Here is an 18341-nt window from a genome sequence, read left to right as displayed (position 1 = left end):
CTCACGCCTCGATGCGGTTGCGGCCGTTCTCCTTCGCGCGCAACAGCCGCGCGTCCGCGGCGCGCAGCAGGGCCTCCACGGTGTCGCCGTCCTTCGTCGACACCGCGATGCCCGCGCTGAACGTCACGTGGAAGGGCTCGCCGGTGTCGCCCTCGAACGTCATGGCCGACAGCTCCGCCGCGGTGCGCGCGAGGATTTCCGACGCGCTCCCCGCGTCCTCCCCCAGCAGGCCCACCACGAACTCCTCGCCACCCCAGCGGCCTCGCACGTCCTCACGGCGGAAGCGCGCGCCCAGCAGCCGGCCCATCCACATCAGCACGCGGTCTCCCGCCAGGTGGCCATAGCGGTCATTCACCTTCTTGAAGTGGTCCACGTCCATGAAGCACAGCGCCAGCGGCCGGCCCTGGCGCTTCGACTCGGCCAGCCGCGAGCGCAGCCCGTCCAGGAACGGCCGGCGCAAGTGCAGCCCCGTCAGCGCGTCACGCTCCGCCCGCTCCCGCGACAGCCGCGTGCGGTCCAGCCGCGCCTGCACGCGCGCCCGCAGCTCCTCGCGCAGCACCGGCTTGGAGAGGTAGTCATCCGCCCCCGCCTGGAAGGCCGCCAGCCGGAACTCCAGGCCCAGGTGCGCCGTAATCAGCAGCACCGGCAGCTCCTGCCACTCCGGCGTGGAGCGCAGAATCCGGCACAAGTCGAAGCCGCTGGGGCCCGGCATCTGCACGTCGAGCAGCAGCAGGTCCGGCCGGTGCTGCGCCAGCGCCTCCATCAGCCCGTGCGCGTCGTTCAGCCCCACCACCTCCACCTGGTCGCTGGCCAGCGCCTGCGACAGCGCGGTGATGGCGTCCGGGTCGTCGTCCACCACCATCACCCGCGCGCGCTCCGGGCGCCGCGCCGCCACCATGCGCTCGGCCGCGGCGGAGAAGTCCTGCGCGGTGAAGGGCCGAGGCAGGAAGAGGGACGCACCCGCGTGCGCCGCCGCCACCCGCTCCTCCAGCACGTCCCGCGCGCCCGTGACGGCCAGCGGCAACACGGGCAGGCCCTCCTCGGCGCGCAGGGCATGGGCCGCCGTCAGGCCGCCCAGCGGACCGCCCAGGTCCACGTGAATCAACACCCCGTCCACCCACCGCTGGCGCACCACCTCGCGCGCCGCGTCCGACGTGCGCGCCGTCACCACGCCCACGCCCAACTGACGCCCCAGGCGCTCCACGTCCGCCAGCAACTTCGCGTCCTCGTCCACCACCAGCAGCACGCCCTCGGACGGCCGCTGCGGCGGCGCGGAGACGGGCTTCACCGGCACGGCGGCCGCGGTGGCCAGCTCGCGGAAGGCCGCGTCCAGCGCCGCCACGTCCAGGGGCGCCCCGGCCCGCGCCGGCAGCAGCACCGCCTCCAGCCGCCCCGCGCGGATGCTCACCTCCGCGAAGCCGTAGCTGCCCGCGGTGCCGTGCAACTTGTGGACAACCGTGTACGCCGCCTCCAGCGCCTCGGCGTCGCCGCCGCGTCCCCGGACGAGCAGCGCCTCCAGCTCCGCCACCTTCTCCTTCAGCCGGGCGCCGTACTCCGCGTTGAGCGCCGCGAGGCTGGCGGCCAGGTCGTCCACCTCCAGCTCCACTTCCTCGGCCTCCTCCAAGGCTTCAGGCGGTGGCGGCGGCGGGACGGTGGCGGGGAAGAGCTGGTTCACCCAGACGAGCAGCTCCTCCGGCTTGTAGGGCTTGTGGATGATGCGCACCACGCCGAGCTGCCGCGTGAGCAGCTCGTGGCTCTTCAGGTCCTTCCAGAAGGCGGAGGCGAAGAGGATGGGCAGCTTCGGCTGCGTCTTGCGCAGCTCGCGGATGAAGTCCGCCCCCGTCATGCCCGGCAAGAGTCCGTCCACGATGGCCGCGTCCACCGGCATGCGCGACAACACCGACTGCGCCTCGGCGGCGCTGCGCGCGGGCTCCACGCGGTAGCCCTTCTCCCGCAGGAAGGTGCCCACCAGCGTCTGGAGGTCGCGGTCGTCTTCGAGGAACAGGAGCGTCCTGCTGCTGCTCATGAGGGATGTGCCTTTCTCGCCAGCAGGCCGTTGAGGAGGTCACGCACCGAGGAGACCAGCTCCTCTTCCGAGGCGCGCGACTTGGTGAAGTGCCGGGTGATGCCCAAGGTGAGCTGCCGCTCATCCATGCGCGTCAAATCCCGGCCCGTGAAGACGATGAGGGGCGTGGCGCGGCCCTTGCCCTGCCGCAGGATGTCCACGACCTCGAAGCCGTCCAGCCGGGGCAGCCCCACGTCCAGGACGATGAGGTCCGGCGTCGTCTCGCGCGCGAGCTCCACCGCGCTCTCGCCGTCCGCCGCCTCGAACACCTGCACGCCCAGCCGCTCCATCTGCGCGCAGAGCGTGCGCCGCGTGCTGGCGTCGTCATCCACCACCAGCACCCGCGCCTGTCCCGGCTGCCGGGTGGCATAGCGCAGGGACTTGAGCAGCCGCGACTCCTCCAGGGGCCGAGGCATCCAGTCCACCCAGTAGGGAACGCCCTCGCCATTGTCCGAGCGCCCCGACACCGCCAGCACGGGCAGCTCGTGCGTGCGCGGCTGCTCCCGCAGGCGGCGCACCCAGTCCAGGGCCTGGCCATCCGGGAGCTGCATGTCCACCACCAGCGCGTCCGGCAGGGCCTCGTCCAGGTGCTTCGCGGCCTCGATGAGGCTCGTCGCGCTCAACACGCGGTAGCCCTCGTCGGCCAGGAGGCCCCGCATGCGCGTGGCCAGCTCCGCGTCCGCGGTGGTCACCAGCACGTCGTACCGGGAGGGGTCCTCGGGCACGAAGGGCGACACCGCGACGGGCGCCGGCTTCACCGCCTCCAACGTGAAGGTGAAGGTGGAGCCATGGCCCTCCTCGCTCTCCACGCCAATGCGGCTGCCGTGCTGCTCCACGATGGCCTGCGAGATGGCCAGGCCCAGGCCCGTGCCCCCCTTGGAGCGGGTGTCCGAGCTGTCCAGTTGCTGGAAGCGGCCGAAGAGGCGCGCGCGCTGCTCCGCGGAGATGCCGGGCCCCTGGTCCACCACGCTGAAGCGCACCTGGCTGCCGGCCTCCACCTCCACGCGCACCGTCACCGAGGCACCCTGCGGCGAGAACTTCACCGCGTTGGACACCAGGTTGGTGAGCACCTGGATGAGCCGATCCCGGTCGCCCTTCACCTGCGGCGAGTCCGTCACCTCCCCGTGGAGCGACACGCCCGCCGAATCCGCCATGCCCCGCACGCCCGCGAAGGTGGCGTCCACCAGCTCCGAGCACTCCAGGGTGACGACCTTCAGCTCCAGCTTCCCCGCCTCCATCTTCTCCAGGTCGAGGATGTCGTTGATGAGGCGGATGAGGCGCTCGGTGTTGGTGCGGGCGATGCGCACCATGTCCAGCGCCTGCGGGGGCAGGTCGCCCATGATGCCGCCCTCCAGCAGGCCCAACGAGCCGCGGATGGAGGTGAGCGGCGTGCGCAGCTCGTGGCTGACGGTGGAGATGAACTCGTTCTTCATCCGCTCCACGGCCTTGCGCTCGGTGATGTCGCGCACGAAGGCGGTGAAGCGCGGCGGGCCCTCTCCGGGCACGCGAGCGATGGTGAGCTCCGCGGGGAAGGTGCTTCCGTCCGTGCGCAGGCACGGCGACTCCAGCCGGGTGGCGTGTCCCGGGGCGGTGTCCCGGGCGGCGGAGAGCACCCGCTTGCGGGCGCCCTCCGGCAACGACGCGGGCAGCGCCAGCGCCAGGAAGTTGCGCCCCACCACGTCCGTGGCCTGCAGTTGGAAGGTGCGCTGCGCCGCGGGGTTCAGCTCCAGCAGACCTCCGCCCTCGTCCAGGAGGAGGATGCCGTCCGGGGAGGCCTCCAGGATGGCCGCCTTGCGCGCCTCGTTGGCGCGCAGCTCGCCGTTGGCCGCGGACAGGGCGCGGGTGCGCTCGTCCACCCGCCGCTCCAGGTCCGAGTTGAGCGAGGCCAGGTCGGAGGTGGCGCTCGACAGGCGCACCATCACCACCAGCACGTAGGCGACCAGCGACAGCGAGACGACGAAGAAGACGATGCGGGAGCGTTCGTTGCTGGCTTGCGTGCGCTCGAACAGCGCCAGGTAGGTGTTGATGACGCGGTCGGCCCGCGAGCTGGCGGTGTTTTCCAGCAGGGCCTGGACGGCCGCGTCCGCCTCCTCCTTGGCGCCCTTCGCATCCGCGGCGCGAGCGCGCGCCAACAGCGCGGCGCTCTCATCCAGCGCGCCCACGAAGATGTCCAACGCCGCGTTCATCGTGCGGCGGTCCATGTCGGACAGGAAGGAAGGGAACACGCGCAGCGCGTCCGCGCGGGCCCTGAGCGCGGCGAAGTCCTCCGCGTCCGTGCCGTGGAGCGTGCGCAGGCCCATGCGCTCGCGCAGCACGTCCATCTCCAGGTCGCCGCTGGCCACGCGCAAGTGCCGCAGCGCGCTGCGGTAACGGTCATTGTCGGAGGTGGCCCAGGGGCGGCCCATGGCGAACAGGCCGCACAGCAAGAGCAGCGCGCCCGCCGCCACCACCCCCGAGCGTCGGGAGAGGCGAAGCCCCTGGCTCATCCTGGCACCAGCTTGCGAATCTCCTGGGGCAACGTCATCGGGTCAAAGGGCTTTCCGATGACGCCCAGCGCGCCCAGCTCCAGGTAGCGCGCCACCTCCTGCTTCTGGATTTTCGCCGTCATGAAGATGATGGGCGTGTGCGCCGTGGCCTCCTGCGCGCGCAGCTTGCCGAAGGTGGTGGGCCCATCCATGCCGGGCATCATCACGTCCAACAGGATGAGGTCCGGCTTCTCCACCTGGGCCTTCTCCAGCGCCTCCGCGCCCGAGGCGGCCAGCACCGTCTGCCATCCGCCGACTCGGCCGAGGCTGAGGTTGCCGATGGTGCGGATGTCCTCTTCGTCGTCGACGAGCATCACCTTGCGAAGGGTCGTCATGGCTGGCGGGACTCTACCAGGGCGACCGTGCCCGGCAGCAGGCACAACGGCGTCAGGCGCGGGCCGGGTGCGATTGCAGAACAGTGCGCCGGCCGAGCGGACGACAGGCCAAGGGGCTGGGTGCTCACGCCGTGGTCAAGTGGAGTCCGAACGGAAATTGACACCCCAGCCCGCATGGTCCGGGGGGCTTGCCCGAGCCATGTGGCGCGAAGTGAAGACGGGGCGCGGAGCGGCAGGCGGAGGCCGGGTCCCGCGCCGCGAGGACGCTACGGCACGCCCGTGAGGACACGCCTGTCGTACAAGCGGATGTAGCCTTCACCCTGGCCCCAGATGGCGCTGAGGCCGCCAACCACCACGACATGGCCCGCCGGGGTGAGCGCGAGCCCATTGATACGAGACATGCTTCCCATCCCCAGGTCACCCTCGACGTAGGTCACCGGGCCCGCAGCGCGGGTCGCGAGGTTCATCGCGAAGAACAAGCCTCGGCCAGCCGCCGCTTCGCCCGCGAAGAACTCGTGTCCGCCGACGAGCAACGTCCCCGTGGGCGCGAAGGTCTGCAGGGTGAGCACGCCCGGCCCGCTGGGGCGCGTCTCGGTCCACTGCGTCGCCCCGTTCGCGCCAATCCACCGGTGGGAGTAACCCACGGTGGTGCCCTGGAACTCGGGCCTGAAGGTGCTCGTCGCGCCCTCGGCGTTGACGGCGAAGAGGTTCCAGCCCTCCTGCGTCTCCCACCCGAGGGAACCCTCGGCGCTGTACTTCCGGAAGACGTCCTTCATGAACACCATCGTTTGAGGCGTCTCTCCCTGGCGGAACACCTGGAAGGAGAGATAGACCTCTCCCTGGGCATCCACCGCCAGTCCCGCTGCGAGGTTGCTATCCCCTTCGTCGATGCGCTGACTCCAGCGCTCGGCCCCCTGTGGCGAGATGGCGATGAGCAGGAGCTGATGCCTGGACTCACCGAGGGTCTGGTTCAACAGCACGTAGACGTGCCCGCTGGCGTTCACCGCGAGCAAGTGCTCGCGGAAATGTCCGACGGTCTGCGGGGAAAAGGTCCACGCCACCTGCCCGTTCACGTCGTACCGGGTCACCCACCCGGAGGCGTCCACCACGTAGGCATTGCCCTCGCCGTCCATGGCCATCTTCACGCCGCCGCTCAGGGAGACCGACCAGCGCAGCGCCCCGGTGCCGCTGAACCGCAGCAAATGCCCGTACTCCAGGACGACGATGTCGCCGCCGGGCGTCACCGCCATGCTCCGAGGATGTGCGTCCCGCCGCACCTCCCACAACACGAACGGCGCGAGCTCCCTCAGGGAGACGACCTTCGTCCCGTCCATGACGAGCGAACAGCCGCCACCCGCCACCACGGTGCAGTCCCCGCCCCACTCCGGAAACCCCGCGGGCTCGGTCCGGAGCGTCAACCGCGGCTTGCGGACCGGCACCCGGCACGGCCCGTCGCAGGACCAATCCTCACCCTCGGCCACCACGCGCACGCCTCCACCGGGCAGGCTCCGCACCTCCACGTGACCAACGGCCATGCCCTTGAGGACCGCGCTGTCCACCTCGGGAGCGCCCTCCACCCGGAGGTGGGCCTCGCTCGGTCCCGCCAGCAGGGGCGAGAACCGCACCCGCACCTCGCACTCCCGGCCCGCGTCGAGGAAGCGCTCGCAGGTGCTGGCGGCGATGGTGAACCCGCTGCCCTCCACCTTGACGGAGACGGACTCCACCGCCCACGGAGACGCATTGCGCACCGTGAAGAGGACCTCGGGGGAGGACTGGCCCAGCTCCAGCTCACCGAAGTCGACCGCATCCCGGTCGATGATGAGCACGGCCGGGTCCGGCTTCGGGTCGTCGGAGCACGCGGCGGAAAGGACAGACGCACCGAGCAGCAGGGCGAGCAAAGGCTTGCGAGACATGCGCGGCGTCCTATGCGAGTCCATGCCCGTCTGACAAGCCTTCACGCCTGCTCCCGCGAAACGCCCGTGGGACGGCGGGCGTGCGTCTGTCTTTTCCTCATGTCTGCCCGCTTTGACGGTGCTGACGTGGAAAGCGGGCGGACAGACGGAAGGGCGTCCATGACTCACCCACCAGGAAGCCGAACGAGCGTCCGTCCTCAGGGAGACGCCTGTTCGTTGACTCCTGGCGACTCCAGAATCTTTGTGACGCGCGGAACGCGTCCACGCTGTTAACTCGTCCGTCCCGAGGCGGGCACGGAGGAGGCACATTTGGGTGGGGCTGAGACAGCCGGAGAGACACGCTACCAGGAGCTTTTCAACGGGGCGGACGTCTCCCTCTGGGAGGAGGACTTCTCGGCCGTGACGGCGGCGCTCGACGCGCTGCGTGCCTCCGGCGTCCAGGACCTGCGCGCCTGGCTCACGGAACACCCGGGATTCGTGTTGCAAGCCGCCGAACAGGTGAAGGTCGTGGACGTGAACGCGGCCACGGTGCGGCTGCTCGAGGCGCCCCACCGGGACGCGGTGGTGGGCGCACTGTCCCGCGTCTTCGTCCCCGAGACGACCCGCGCCTTCCACGCGGAGCTCCTGATGTTCTGGGAGGGCGGCACCCGCCTGGAGCTGGAGTCGGTGCTCCAGACGCTGAAGGGCCGCCGCATCGACGTGGTGCTCACCCTGACCCGGCCGTCCAAGGACCGCAGCGACCGGGTGTTCATCACGATGACGGACGTCACCGCGCGCAAGGCGTCCCAGGCCGCGATGGAGGAGAGCGAAGCCCGCTTCCGGAACATGGCGGACCACGCCCCGGTGATGCTGTGGGTGACGGACCCCACCGGCCGCTGCCTCTACCTCAGCCGGAGCTGGTACGAGTTCACCGGGCAGACAGAGGAGCTCGGCCTGGGCTTCGGTTGGCTCGACGCCGTCCACCCGGAGGACTCGAAGCGCTCGGGCGACATCTTCCTGGCCGCCAATGCGCGGCGCAGTCCCTTCCGGCTCGACTACCGGCTGCGCCGCAAGGACGGCGAGTACCGCTGGGCCATCGACTCGGCCAGCCCCCGCTTCGGACCGGATGGCGAGTTCCTGGGCTACATCGGCTCGGTCATCGACATCTCGGACCGGAAGCAGGTCGAGCAGGAGCGGGAGCGGCTGCTGGCCGGCATGGATGAAGCCATCCGGCTGCGCGACGAGTTCCTCGCCGTGGCCAGTCACGAGCTGAAGACGCCGCTGACGCCGCTCAACCTGAAGCTGCAGACGCTGGCCCGCGCGGCCCAGGCGCGGCGGGGACCGGAGCTGCTGGAGCGGCTTCCCTCGGACCTGGAGGTCATGCAGCGGCAGGTGAAGCGGCTGTCGGCGCTGGTGGGCGAGCTGCTCGACGTCACGCTCATCAGCGGCGGCCAGCTCCGGCTGGAGCTGGAGCCGGTGGACCTGGGCGCCTTGATTTCCGAGGTGGCCGCGCGCTTCGAAGGCGAAGCGCAGCGCACCGGGACGCCCATCCACGCGGCACTGGACGCGGAGGTGGTGGTGGGCCAGTGGGACCGGGTGCGCCTGGAGCAAGCGGTGTCGAACCTCCTCTCCAACGCCCTCAAGTACGGCGTGGGCCACCCCGTCCACCTGGAGACCGGCAAGACCGCGGAGCACGCCTGGTTCAGCGTCCGCGACGAGGGGATTGGCATTCCCGCCGACGCCGTGGTCCGCATCTTCGAGAAGTTCGAACGCGCCGTCTCTGAACGGCACTATGGAGGCTTGGGTTTGGGGCTGTACGTCACGCGGCAGAATGTCCAGGCCATGGGGGGAACCATCGACGTGCAAAGCACGCTGGGCCAGGGCGCCACCTTCACGGTGCGCATGCCCTGCCAGGTGACCCACGCGAAGGCGACGCGGGAACAGGCGTCATGAAGCGCTCCCAGGTGGTGGAGGAAGTGCTGCGCGGCGGCGGCGAATGTGGCGCGCTGCTGCGGGAAATCGACTGGGCGAAGACGGCCCTGGGGCCCGTGGAGACGTGGCCGCAGTCCCTGCGCACCACGGTGGGCATCGTGCTGGCGTCCAACTACCCGCTCTACCTGGCGTGGGGCCCCCAGTACGTGCAGATGTACAACGACGCCTACCGGCCCATCTGCGGCGCGACGAAGCACCCCGCCGCCCTGGGCCAGGAGACCGCCGTCACCTGGCCGGAGGTGTGGGGCACCATGCTCGCGCCCGGCTGGGAGCGCATCCAGGCCACCGGCGAGCCCATCCGCGTGGAAGACCTGATGATGCCGCTGGACCGGAACGGCTACGTGGAGGAGTGCTACTTCTCCTACAGCCACAGCCCCATCCGCGACGAGTCCGGCGGCGTGGGCGGCATCTTCGCGGCCCTCACCGAGACGACCGAACGCGTGCTCAACGAGCGGCGGCTGCGCACGCTGTCCGCGCTGGGCGCGGCGACCCTGGGCCAGGAGACGCCGGAGGCGACCTGCGTCGAGGCGGCGCGCGTGCTTTCGGCCAACCCCAACGACGTCCCCCTGGCGCTGCTGTACCTCACCGACGCCACGGAGAAGACGGCGCGGCTGGTGGCCACCGGCGGTGTCGCGCCGGGTGACCGCGCGGCCCCTCCCTCCGTCTCGCTGGAGACGGAGGACGCCCCGGACACGTGGCCCCTGGCGCACGTGGCGCGCACGGGCGAGACGCTGCGGTTGCAGCAGGTCCCCGAGGCCCTGGGGCGGCTGCCCGGCGGCCCCTGGCTGGAGGCGACCACCTCCGTGCTGGTGCTGCCCATGCCCCGGCCCGGACATGAACGGCCGCTGGGCTTCCTGGTGCTGGGCATCAGTCCGCGCCGGGTGCTGGATGACGCCTACCTCCGCTTCCTGGAGCTGGTGGCCAGCGGCGTGACGACGGCGGTCACCACCGCGCGCGCCCGCGAGGAGGAGCGCCGCCGGGCGGAGGCGCTGGCCGCGCTGGACCGCGCCAAGACGGCCTTCTTCAGCAACGTGTCCCACGAGTTCCGCACGCCGCTGACGCTGATGCTGGGGCCCGTGGAGGACGGCCTCCAGGACACCGAGGAGCCCTTGGGTGCGCGCCAGCGTCAGCGCCAGGAGACGGTGCACCGCAACGGACTGCGGCTCCTGAAGCTGGTCAACACGCTGCTCGACTTCTCGCGCATCGAAGCGGGCCGGACACGGGCCGCCTTCGCCCCCACGGACCTGGGCGCGCTCACCGCGGACCTGGCCAGCGCCTTCCGCTCCACGGTGGAGCGCGCGGGCCTGAAGCTCGTCGTGTCGTGCCAGCCGAGCCATGAGCCCGTCTGGGTGGACCGGGAGCAATGGGAGAAGGTCATCCTCAACCTGCTCTCCAACGCCTTCAAGTTCACCTTCACCGGGGAGATTCGCGTCGCTTGCGCCGCGCGCGACGACGGCATGGAGGTGTCGGTGACGGACACCGGCACCGGCATCCCCGAAGCGGAGCTGCCGCGCATCTTCGAGCGCTTCCACCGGGTGCAGGGCGCTCGGGGCCGGAGCTACGAGGGCAGCGGCATTGGCCTGGCGCTGGTGCAGGACCTGGTGAAGCTGCACGGGGGCGTCATCTCCGTCCGCAGCACCGAGGGCCAGGGCAGCACCTTCACGGTCCGGCTGCCGCGCGGCAACGCGCACCTGCCCGCCGACCACCTGACGACGGCGGAGCCGCGCCACACCACCAGCCTTCCCACCTTCGTCAGTGAAGCGGAGGCCTGGCTCAGCACGCGGCCTCCCGCCGCGTTCTCCGCCACCGAGGCCACCCCGCCCCTCCACGAGGGACCCCGGCCGTCCCACCCGAGCGCCACGGTGCTCCTGGTGGACGACAACGCGGACATGCGGGACTACGTCCAGCGCATGCTGAGCGGGCGCTACACGGTGGAGACGGCCTCCGACGGTGTCGCCGCGCTGGAGGCGGTGCGGGCCCGCCGGCCGGACCTGGTGCTCAGCGACGTGATGATGCCGGGGCTGGACGGCTTCGGGCTGCTGCGCGCGCTGCGCGCGTCCCCCTTCACCGCGGACATCCCCGTCATCCTCCTGTCCGCCCGGGCGGGCGAGGAGGCCACCGTCGAGGGCCTGGGCGCGGGCGCCAACGACTACCTGGTGAAGCCCTTCTCCGCGCGGGAGCTGCTGGCCCGCGTGGAGGGCAACCTCGCCGTGTCCAGGGTGCGCGAGGAGCAACGCCGAATCGAACAGGCGCGGCAGGCGCTCGCCGTCGTGGTGGAGCAGAGCCCGGATGCGATTGGCATCGCGGACACCGAGGGCCGCGTCACCTTCCTCAACGAGGCCGCGCAGCGGATGCTGGGCGTGCCCGGACAGGACGCGGCGCGCCGCACCGTCTTCCTGGACTACTTCCCCGAGGAGGACCAGCCCTTCATCCGGGACACCCTGCTGCCCACCGTGGCAACGAAGGGGCGCTGGGAGGGCGAGCTCCGGTTGCGCAACCTCCAGACGGGCGTGTGCGTCCCCGTCCACTACAACGTGTCCACCCTCACCGACACCCGGACGGGTCAGCCGGTGGGCATGGCGGCCGCCGGCCGCGAGCTGTCCGCGCAGAAGCAGCAGGAGGCCGAGGCCCGCCGACGCGCGGAGTTCGAGCAGCAGCTCATTGGCATCGTCAGCCATGACCTGCGCAACCCGCTCAGCGCGATTCAACTGGGCGCTTCCGTGCTGGCGCGCCGGGAGGAGCTGAACGAGCGGAGCCTGCGCTCGGTGCTGCGCATCCAGACCTCCGCGGAGCGCGCCGTGCGGATGACGCGCGACCTGCTGGACTTCACGCAGGTGCGGCTGGGCGGAGGGATGCCCATCCACCGGCGGCCCGTGGACCTGCACGAGCTGACGCAGCAGGTGATTGAAGAGCTGCGGATGAGCCACCCCGAGCGCGAGTTCCGCGTGGAGTCGGACGGGGACGCCCTAGGCGAGTGGGACCCGGACCGCATCGCGCAGGTGCTGAGCAACCTGGTGGGCAACGCGCTTCAGTACAGCCCCGCGGACTCCCGAGTGACGGTGCGCGTCCACGGCGATGCGCCGCAGGTCATGCTGTGCGTCCACAACGAGGGCCCTCCCATCCCCGACGATGCCAAGGAGCGGCTCTTCCGTCCGCTCCAGCGGGCACGGACGGGTGGCGCCAACGCGGGACGCAGCATTGGCCTGGGGCTCTTCATCGTGAAGCACATCGTCGAGTCCCACGGGGGCACGGTCGACGTGACGTCTCGCGAGGGCCAGGGCACGACGTTCATCGCGTGGCTGCCCCGGCGCCCTCCGGCACACCCCACCTCCGAGACCAGCGTGACGACCTAGCCGGTTGCCCGCCGCTTGCGAGCCGCACGCGCGGCGGGCTTCACCGGGGCGGCGGGCGCCGGCGGCGCGGGCCGTGGCAGCACGGTGACGACGGCGTTCACCACCCGGGACACCGCGCGGAGCTGTCCGGGTTCGAGCTCCCGCAGCTTCCGCGTCATGCGGCGCAGCTCCACCGGGTCCTCCTGCACCTTCTTGCGGGGCGTGGCGGGCGTGCTGTCCGCGCGGCCCACGCCCAGCAGCGTGTCCGCGGAGACCTGGAGCACGTCACACAACCGTCGCAGGGTCTGGGTGCGGGGCAGCATCTTCCCGCGCTCCAGCCGGCTGTAGACCTCCATGGCCATGCCGATGCGCTCGGCGACGTCGCCCTGGGTGAGCCCCAGACGCAGACGGGCGTCGCGGGCAGCCGCCCCCAGGAGGGTGGCCAGCTTGTGGTCTACGGGCTCACGCATGGCGGCCGAGGGTTGCATGGCCGGCGGGTCCTGCAAGTTTCCGTCCGCCCTCCCAGCACATTCCCCATCCCACTGCCTACCTCTTACGTCAGGACACTACCTCAAAGGGCAAACGTCATGCTATGGACCTCCAAGGTTGAGTCATGACGCCCCTTTCAATGACTGCCGCGAATCCCCCGTCTGAGTTGGACCTCAGAGGTCCTATAGGAGTCCAACCGTGACGTCTGGTCAGGACCTGCACCCGTTGATGCTCCAGGACTCGGAAGAGGTGGGTGCCTTCCGCATCATCCGGAGGCTGGCCACGGGAGGCTTTGGCGCCATCTTCCTGGCCGAGTCGGAGACCCGCCGGCAGGTGGCCCTGAAGTTCGCGCTCCAGGGCCCATCCCCCGAGGACAGCGCGCCGGGCGCGGATGCCCGGACGTGGAAGGAAGCCCACGTCCTGATGCGGCTGGCGCATCCCAACGTCGTGCAGCTCCTGGGCTACCGGCGGTGGCCCGACGCGCGCGATGGCTACCTGGTCCTCATCATGGGCTACGTGGAGGGCCCCACCCTGTCCGAATGGGCCCTGCACGCCCAGCCCACGCCCCGGCGCGCGGTGCAGGTGTTCCAGCGCCTGGCGCTCACGTTGGATGCCATCCACCGCGAGGGCGTGCTCCACCGGGACATCAAGGGCAACAACATCCTCATCCGCGCGTCGGACGGTCAGCCCGTGCTGGTGGACTTCGGCTCGGGGGACCATGCGTGCTCGCCCGTGCTGACCGAGGACACCCTGCCGCCGGGCACGCCCAGCTACCGCAGCCCGGAGGCCCTGCGCTTCTGGATGCAGCCGCGCCCGTCGGGCTCGCGTTATGCGTTCGCGCCCACGGACGATCTGTACTCCCTGGGGTTGGTGCTCTACGAGGTGCTCACCGGGAGCTTCCCCTACCCCGCGCACCTGCCGCCCGCCGGGCTGCTGGCCTGCATCGAGGCGGCGGACTTTGCTCCGCCCTCCGCTCGCAACCCTCGCGTCCCGGCCGCGCTGGACGGCGTGGTGGCCCGGTTGCTGTCTCCCCATGCCGCGGACCGTCACCCCACGGGCGCGGCGCTGTTCGACGCGCTGAGTGACGCCCTTGGCCGCGCGGATGCGTCCTGGGATGCGCCGCTGTTCCCGCCGCGCGCGCCCGAGGACGCCGTCACCGAGGAGGCCGTGGAACTTTTCGACGGCGACGAGGAGGCCCGTGAGCTGCGCCGTTGGATGCGCGTGCCGGAGTGGCCGGGTTACGCGGAGGGACGGGCGTTCGCCGCGTCCTCGTCGTCCACGGAGCCAGGGCCCCCTTGGAGCGCGCCGGCCCCGGTGGTGTGCCCTCGCTGGCCCCGGCGCCTGTGGGACTGGCTGAAGCAGCGGCTGGCGTCACTGGCTTCGTGGTGGCGCTGACGCGTCCCCCCGAGTGCCTGAACCCCTGACATCCACTCAACTGCATTCAACCTGGGACGTTCCCCGTGGGCAGACGTTCGTGTTACCTCGGGAATCCTTCACATGCCTCACAACCTCAGAGGTCCATCCCCCATGATGACGCCGGATACGACGACGGAGGAGCTTCCCGGAGCTCCTCGCAGGCCACGCGTGCTGTTCACCGTGGCGGGCACGGTGTTCGAGTTCGTCCGCAAGTTGGAGATGCGCTCCACGGGCGAGCTGCTGATGCTGGCGCAGCGGCGCTACCGGAACGGGCTGGGCGGCCCGGTGGTGGTGAAGCGGCTGCGCAATCCCGCCACGTTCGTGGAGCGGCGCCGGCTGGTGGAGGAGGTGGACCTGACGTTCCGCCTCAACCACCCCGGCATCGCCAAGGTGATACTGCTGAAGCTGTACCGCGGAGCGCCGCACGTGGTGATGGAGTACGTGGAGGGCCGGTCGCTCGACACGGTGCTGAATCTGGCGGCCATGCGGCGGCGGCCCCTGTCTCCCGCCTTCGCGGCGCACGTGACGGCGGAGGTGGCGGAGGCCCTGCACCATGCCCACGTGCTGACCGACGAGTGGAGCCGCCCGCTCCACATCGTCCACCGGGACGTGAGCCCCCGGAACATCCGCGTGGGCGTGCATGGCGAGGTGAAGCTGACGAACTTCACGGTGGCCGCGTCGTCGCTCTCCGGGCGCGAGGTGACGAGCCGCGCGCTGGTGAAGGGCGACATCGCGTATGCCTCGCCGGAGGCGCTGCGGCGGCGGAAGGTGGATGCGCGGTCGGACCTGTTCTCCCTGGGGTTGGTGCTGCTGGAGCTGCTGACGGGCCGGCATCCGTTGATGGTGGATGACCTGCTGCCCGTGGTGGAGCCGGAGGTGATGGAGCTCCAGGCCCAGGGGCCGACGTGGATGCCCGTGAAGGAGGTGGCCGCGCGGATGGCGCAGCTCGGGCCGGAGCAGGTGGAGCGGCTGGCCGCGGGCGTCCCCGCGCCGCTGCTGGCCATCGTGCAACGGGCGCTGCGGCAGGCACCCGGGGAGCGATTTCAGACGGGCGCGGAGATGGCGGCGGCGCTGCGCGCGTGGCTGGAGGGACAAGGGCTTCAGCGGGGACGGCAGGCCATCGCCGAGGAGGTGGAGTTCGCCGCCGTGGAGGCGACGGTGCGGCGGAATCAGGCGGAGCTGCTCGAGGGAGGGTTGCAGCCCGAGGGGCTGACGGCGGAAGAGGCGGCGCTGGCCGGAGAGCCCGCGCTCGAGGCGGAACAGGGTGAAGACGCGGGGTCCGCCGTTCGGTTGTCCCAGGTCGCGGAGCTGACGCTGGAGGCAAAACTCACGCTCACGGTGGAGCCGCCCGAGGCCATGCCGCGCGCCGAGGCGGTGGAGACCGAGGCCCACGCGCGGCGGCCGATGACGGACTCGCGTGCCGAGGCGTTGGGGTCGGAATCCCAGACGCGTCAGCCATTGACGGAGCCGCGTGCCGCTGGGCTGGAGCCTGAGTCACAGCCGCTTCAGCCCTTGGCGGACTCGAGTGCCGCCGGGCTGGAGCCTGAGTCACAACCGCGTCAGCCATTGACGGAGTCGCATGCCGCGGGGCCGGAGCAGGCACGGACCTCGCCGCCACGCGCCCTTGCCCCCGAGCAGGCTCGCCCCGCCGACGAAGCATCCGAGGCGCCGTCACAGCCCGCCAGCGCCTCCGCCGCGCAGGGGAAACCCAGCGTTCCGTGATGCCCGCCCCGTCGCCGTCACGGCCCGCCAGCGCCTCCGCCGCGCAGGGGAAACCCAGCGTTCCGTGATGCCCGCCCCGTCGCCGTCACGGCCCGCCAGCGCCTCCGCCGCGCAGGGGGAGCCACCTGGCCTGCGGTGACGCCTCCTCCGTCACGGGGCGCTCAGTGCATCTCCGCCGCGAACAGCAGGCCCGCGAGCACCAACACCACGGCCAGCACGACGGCGGCCACGCGCAACGCGGAGATGGGCGCCTCGCCCAACACCACCTGCGCGTCCTGCCCGTGCACCAGCACCCGGTACGGCTTCTCCCGGTAGCGATACGCCATCACATACACAGGCAGCGCCAGCCGCCGGGTGCGCAGGCTGGACAGCGCCACCGCCACGTGGATGTTCCGGAAGATGCGACCGGGAATGACGCCCTGCTTGAGCCGCTCGAGGGACAGCCGCTCCACCGCTTCCAATACGCTCCGCCGGGCGCCTGAACGCGTCGACTCGAAGCGCTCGACGTGCGCGCCCTCGGGGCCCACCTGCGTGTCCCGCGCCGAACCGCGCTGGTAATGGGGCGCGAGCGCCTCGCACTCCTTCATCTTCAACCCACGCGACGCCGGAACGGGGATGTCCTCGAAGTCGAAGCGGGTGCGCCCCGCGTGCGGCGCCCACTCCGACCGCCGCGCGCCCGCATTCGAATCCGCCGTCCAGCTCACGTCCACGCCCGCGTCGAACATCCACGCCGGCCACCACACCGGACGCAGCGACTCCAGCGAGGCCTCCCGCGCCAGCCCCGACGGCCGGAAGAAGCCACCCCGCCCCAGGAAGCCCATCAGCGCGCCGCGCGCGGCCTCCGGGTCCACCGTGAAGGGCAGCCACGCCTGCGCCTGCTCCACCGGGTCCGCCGTCGTCTCCACGTGCGTGACGGAGCCGCAGTAGTCACACCGGGGCGCCTTCGCCTCCACCGAGTACTCCACCGCCGCGCCGCAACTGTCGCACCGCACCACGCGGGCCCGCGCGCGCTCCACCGCGACCTGGGGCGGGGGCGGCGCCGTCAGCCCACACACCGGGCAGCGCAGGTCCTCCACCTCCAGGGCGCTGTCGCAGCGCTGGCAGGGCTCCACCTTCACGGCCAGCACGCTCATCACCCACCTCCCGAGGTGAGCAGCCACCCCATGGCCAGCACCAACAGCACCCCCAACACCGCGACGAGCACCTTCCAGGGAGAGCTGGGCGCCTTGCCGTGCACCGCGCCCGTCTGGCCATTCACCAGCACCCGCAGCGGCGGCGCGTCCTCCGCGTACTTCACCGCCAACACCCAGACCGGCAGCAGGCACACGTCGAGCGCTTCCCACTCCAGGCGCGCCTGGTGCTCCAATCCCCGATACGAGTCCCCTGGCATGAAGCGCGTCAGCTTCACGCCCACGCGGTCCACCGCTTCCTTCCGGGCCAACGCCTGACACTCCGCCAGGGTGAGCGAGGGCTCCTCCGCCATCCAGCCGGAGATGAGCGCGGGCGTGTAGCGGGCCATGGCGCGCAGGTCGAAGGGCTCCAGCGCCTCCAGCTCCGCGTTCTGCAACCCCTTCGACGCGGTGACGAGCACGTCCGCCACGTAGCCGGAGAGCTCGCCCTCCAGCGGGCGCCACTCGGTGCGCGTCACCGTGCGCGTGCGGGTCACCGTCTTCCCGTTCTCCGTCGCCGTGTACGTCTCCGTCTCCTGGTAGTTCTCACCAATGGAGGCCCGGTAGCGCGCCTGCGCCAGCACGCTGTAGAGGTACGCGGGCACGTACACGCCTTTCACCTCGCCCGGTGACGCGGAGCGGATGCCCGACCGCGTGAAGCGGCTGCGGGAACGCAACCACCGCGACACATGCTCCTTCGCCGTGGTGTGCGTCAGCGCGAAGCCCAGGGCGAAGACGGGCTCGGGCACGCCGGCCACGGGCGGGCGCTCCACCACCGCGGGCGCGGCGCAATACGGGCACCGGGTGGTCCGCAGCGCGGGCTCCAACACCAGGCGCGCGCCGCAGGACTGGCATCCCAGGTGGAGCAGCGGCTCCGTCAGGGAGGAAGACGGCTGTCGGGTCTGCGTGGGCTCGGCCATCGCCGGAGTCTTGGCGCATCCGGGCGGGAAGGTCCATGCCGTCCGCCCGCTTGCCTGCTCGCCTTCCGGAGATACGGACGCGCGAGGCGGGTTGCCTCCAGCATTCCTCGTCCCGAACGTACCCTGACGGAGGGAATCCACCATGGCTCAGCGCGACAAGCAGCACCAGCCGGGCATCCAGCCACCCGAGGATTACTACGGCCGTACGGAGGAACCGCGGCACCCCACTCCGGAGCAGGAAACGAACGAACAGGAACGCAACGCGGCGGACAGCGAGGAACAGGCGTCCCCGGGGCACATGCGCACCATCGACCCGACGGAGCGCACGCCGGGCGCCATCCTGGATGAGATTGGCGACGGCGATGGACCGCGCAGCGACGCGGGCACCAACCCCCTTCCCGAGACCTATTGGAGCGCCTACCCCGAAGGCGAACCCAGCAGGGAATGAGCGCGCGCGCGGGGCCGCTTCGAAAGCCTCACACGC

General features: G+C 71.3%; 12 protein-coding genes. 5 read left to right on the top strand and 7 right to left on the bottom strand.

What is annotated here, in order from left to right; all coding sequences use genetic code 11:
• Position 1: 1 nt before the first annotated feature.
• The 4 genes from A176_RS34745 to A176_RS34730 form a co-directional block, all read right to left on the bottom strand.
• Positions 2-2026 (bottom strand): response regulator, encoded by a 2025-nt coding sequence (locus A176_RS34745; RefSeq protein WP_002638128.1) that lies wholly within the window; start codon positions 2024-2026, stop codon positions 2-4.
• Positions 2023-4551, bottom strand: a complete 2529-nt coding sequence (locus A176_RS34740) for an ATP-binding response regulator (protein WP_002638129.1) — start codon at positions 4549-4551, stop codon at positions 2023-2025. Before A176_RS34740 ends, A176_RS34745 begins: the two co-directional genes overlap by 4 nt.
• Entirely contained in the window at positions 4548-4925 is a 378-nt protein-coding gene (locus tag A176_RS34735) for a response regulator (protein ID WP_002638130.1), read from the bottom strand. Before A176_RS34735 ends, A176_RS34740 begins: the two co-directional genes overlap by 4 nt.
• 266 nt (positions 4926-5191) lie before the next feature.
• The gene (locus tag A176_RS34730) at positions 5192-6838 is read right to left on the bottom strand and encodes an outer membrane protein assembly factor BamB family protein (protein ID WP_002638131.1); all 1647 of its coding nucleotides are present in this window, start codon (positions 6836-6838) and stop codon (positions 5192-5194) included.
• A 309-nt stretch (positions 6839-7147) separates the two neighbouring features.
• Between A176_RS34730 and A176_RS34725 the strand changes: the two genes are divergently transcribed.
• Both A176_RS34725 and A176_RS34720 read left to right on the top strand, forming a co-directional pair.
• Positions 7148-8770: a sensor histidine kinase gene (locus A176_RS34725; protein WP_002638133.1), complete on the top strand. Its 1623-nt coding sequence runs from the start codon at positions 7148-7150 to the stop codon at positions 8768-8770.
• Complete coding sequence (locus A176_RS34720) at positions 8767-12162, top strand: ATP-binding protein (RefSeq protein ID WP_021781333.1); 3396 nt, start codon at positions 8767-8769, stop codon at positions 12160-12162. The genes A176_RS34725 and A176_RS34720 overlap by 4 nt, the downstream gene beginning before the upstream one ends.
• On the opposite strand, the gene A176_RS34715 is transcribed toward A176_RS34720, so the two are convergent.
• On the bottom strand, positions 12159-12629 hold the full coding sequence (locus tag A176_RS34715; RefSeq protein ID WP_002638134.1) for a helix-turn-helix domain-containing protein: 471 nt from the start codon (positions 12627-12629) through the stop codon (positions 12159-12161). The two genes, A176_RS34720 and A176_RS34715, sit on opposite strands and share 4 nt — an antisense overlap.
• Positions 12630-12828: 199 nt before the next feature.
• Between A176_RS34715 and A176_RS34710 the strand changes: the two genes are divergently transcribed.
• Both A176_RS34710 and A176_RS34705 read left to right on the top strand, forming a co-directional pair.
• On the top strand, positions 12829-14025 hold the full coding sequence (locus A176_RS34710; RefSeq protein ID WP_002638135.1) for a serine/threonine-protein kinase: 1197 nt from the start codon (positions 12829-12831) through the stop codon (positions 14023-14025).
• 132 nt (positions 14026-14157) lie between these two features.
• Complete coding sequence (locus A176_RS34705) at positions 14158-15768, top strand: serine/threonine protein kinase (protein WP_002638136.1); 1611 nt, start codon at positions 14158-14160, stop codon at positions 15766-15768.
• 161 nt (positions 15769-15929) lie between these two features.
• On the opposite strand, the gene A176_RS34700 is transcribed toward A176_RS34705, so the two are convergent.
• Positions 15930-16901, bottom strand: coding sequence for a zinc ribbon domain-containing protein (locus A176_RS34700; RefSeq protein ID WP_002638137.1), 972 nt, complete (start codon positions 16899-16901; stop codon positions 15930-15932).
• Entirely contained in the window at positions 16901-17857 is a 957-nt protein-coding gene (locus A176_RS34695) for a TFIIB-type zinc ribbon-containing protein (protein WP_002638138.1), read from the bottom strand. The genes A176_RS34700 and A176_RS34695 overlap by 1 nt, the downstream gene beginning before the upstream one ends.
• Positions 17858-17999: 142 nt before the next feature.
• Between A176_RS34695 and A176_RS34690 the strand changes: the two genes are divergently transcribed.
• Complete coding sequence (locus A176_RS34690) at positions 18000-18305, top strand: hypothetical protein (RefSeq protein ID WP_002638139.1); 306 nt, start codon at positions 18000-18002, stop codon at positions 18303-18305.
• Positions 18306-18341 lie beyond the last annotated feature (36 nt).

The sequence above is a fragment of the Myxococcus hansupus genome, from assembly GCF_000280925.3.
GTDB lineage: Bacteria > Myxococcota > Myxococcia > Myxococcales > Myxococcaceae > Myxococcus > Myxococcus hansupus.
Note: the sequence above shows the minus strand (reverse complement) of the source record. Positions and strands in the feature narration are given on the sequence as shown.

Coding starts and splice junctions, on each gene's coding strand:
- A176_RS34745 (WP_002638128.1), bottom strand. CDS start 2,026: ATGAGCAGCAGCAGGACGCTCCTGTTCCTCGAAGACGACCGCGACCTC.
- A176_RS34740 (WP_002638129.1), bottom strand. CDS start 4,551: ATGAGCCAGGGGCTTCGCCTCTCCCGACGCTCGGGGGTGGTGGCGGCG.
- A176_RS34735 (WP_002638130.1), bottom strand. CDS start 4,925: ATGACGACCCTTCGCAAGGTGATGCTCGTCGACGACGAAGAGGACATC.
- A176_RS34730 (WP_002638131.1), bottom strand. CDS start 6,838: ATGTCTCGCAAGCCTTTGCTCGCCCTGCTGCTCGGTGCGTCTGTCCTT.
- A176_RS34720 (WP_021781333.1), top strand. CDS start 8,767: ATGAAGCGCTCCCAGGTGGTGGAGGAAGTGCTGCGCGGCGGCGGCGAA.
- A176_RS34715 (WP_002638134.1), bottom strand. CDS start 12,629: ATGCAACCCTCGGCCGCCATGCGTGAGCCCGTAGACCACAAGCTGGCC.
- A176_RS34705 (WP_002638136.1), top strand. CDS start 14,158: ATGATGACGCCGGATACGACGACGGAGGAGCTTCCCGGAGCTCCTCGC.
- A176_RS34700 (WP_002638137.1), bottom strand. CDS start 16,901: ATGAGCGTGCTGGCCGTGAAGGTGGAGCCCTGCCAGCGCTGCGACAGC.
- A176_RS34695 (WP_002638138.1), bottom strand. CDS start 17,857: ATGGCCGAGCCCACGCAGACCCGACAGCCGTCTTCCTCCCTGACGGAG.
- A176_RS34690 (WP_002638139.1), top strand. CDS start 18,000: ATGGCTCAGCGCGACAAGCAGCACCAGCCGGGCATCCAGCCACCCGAG.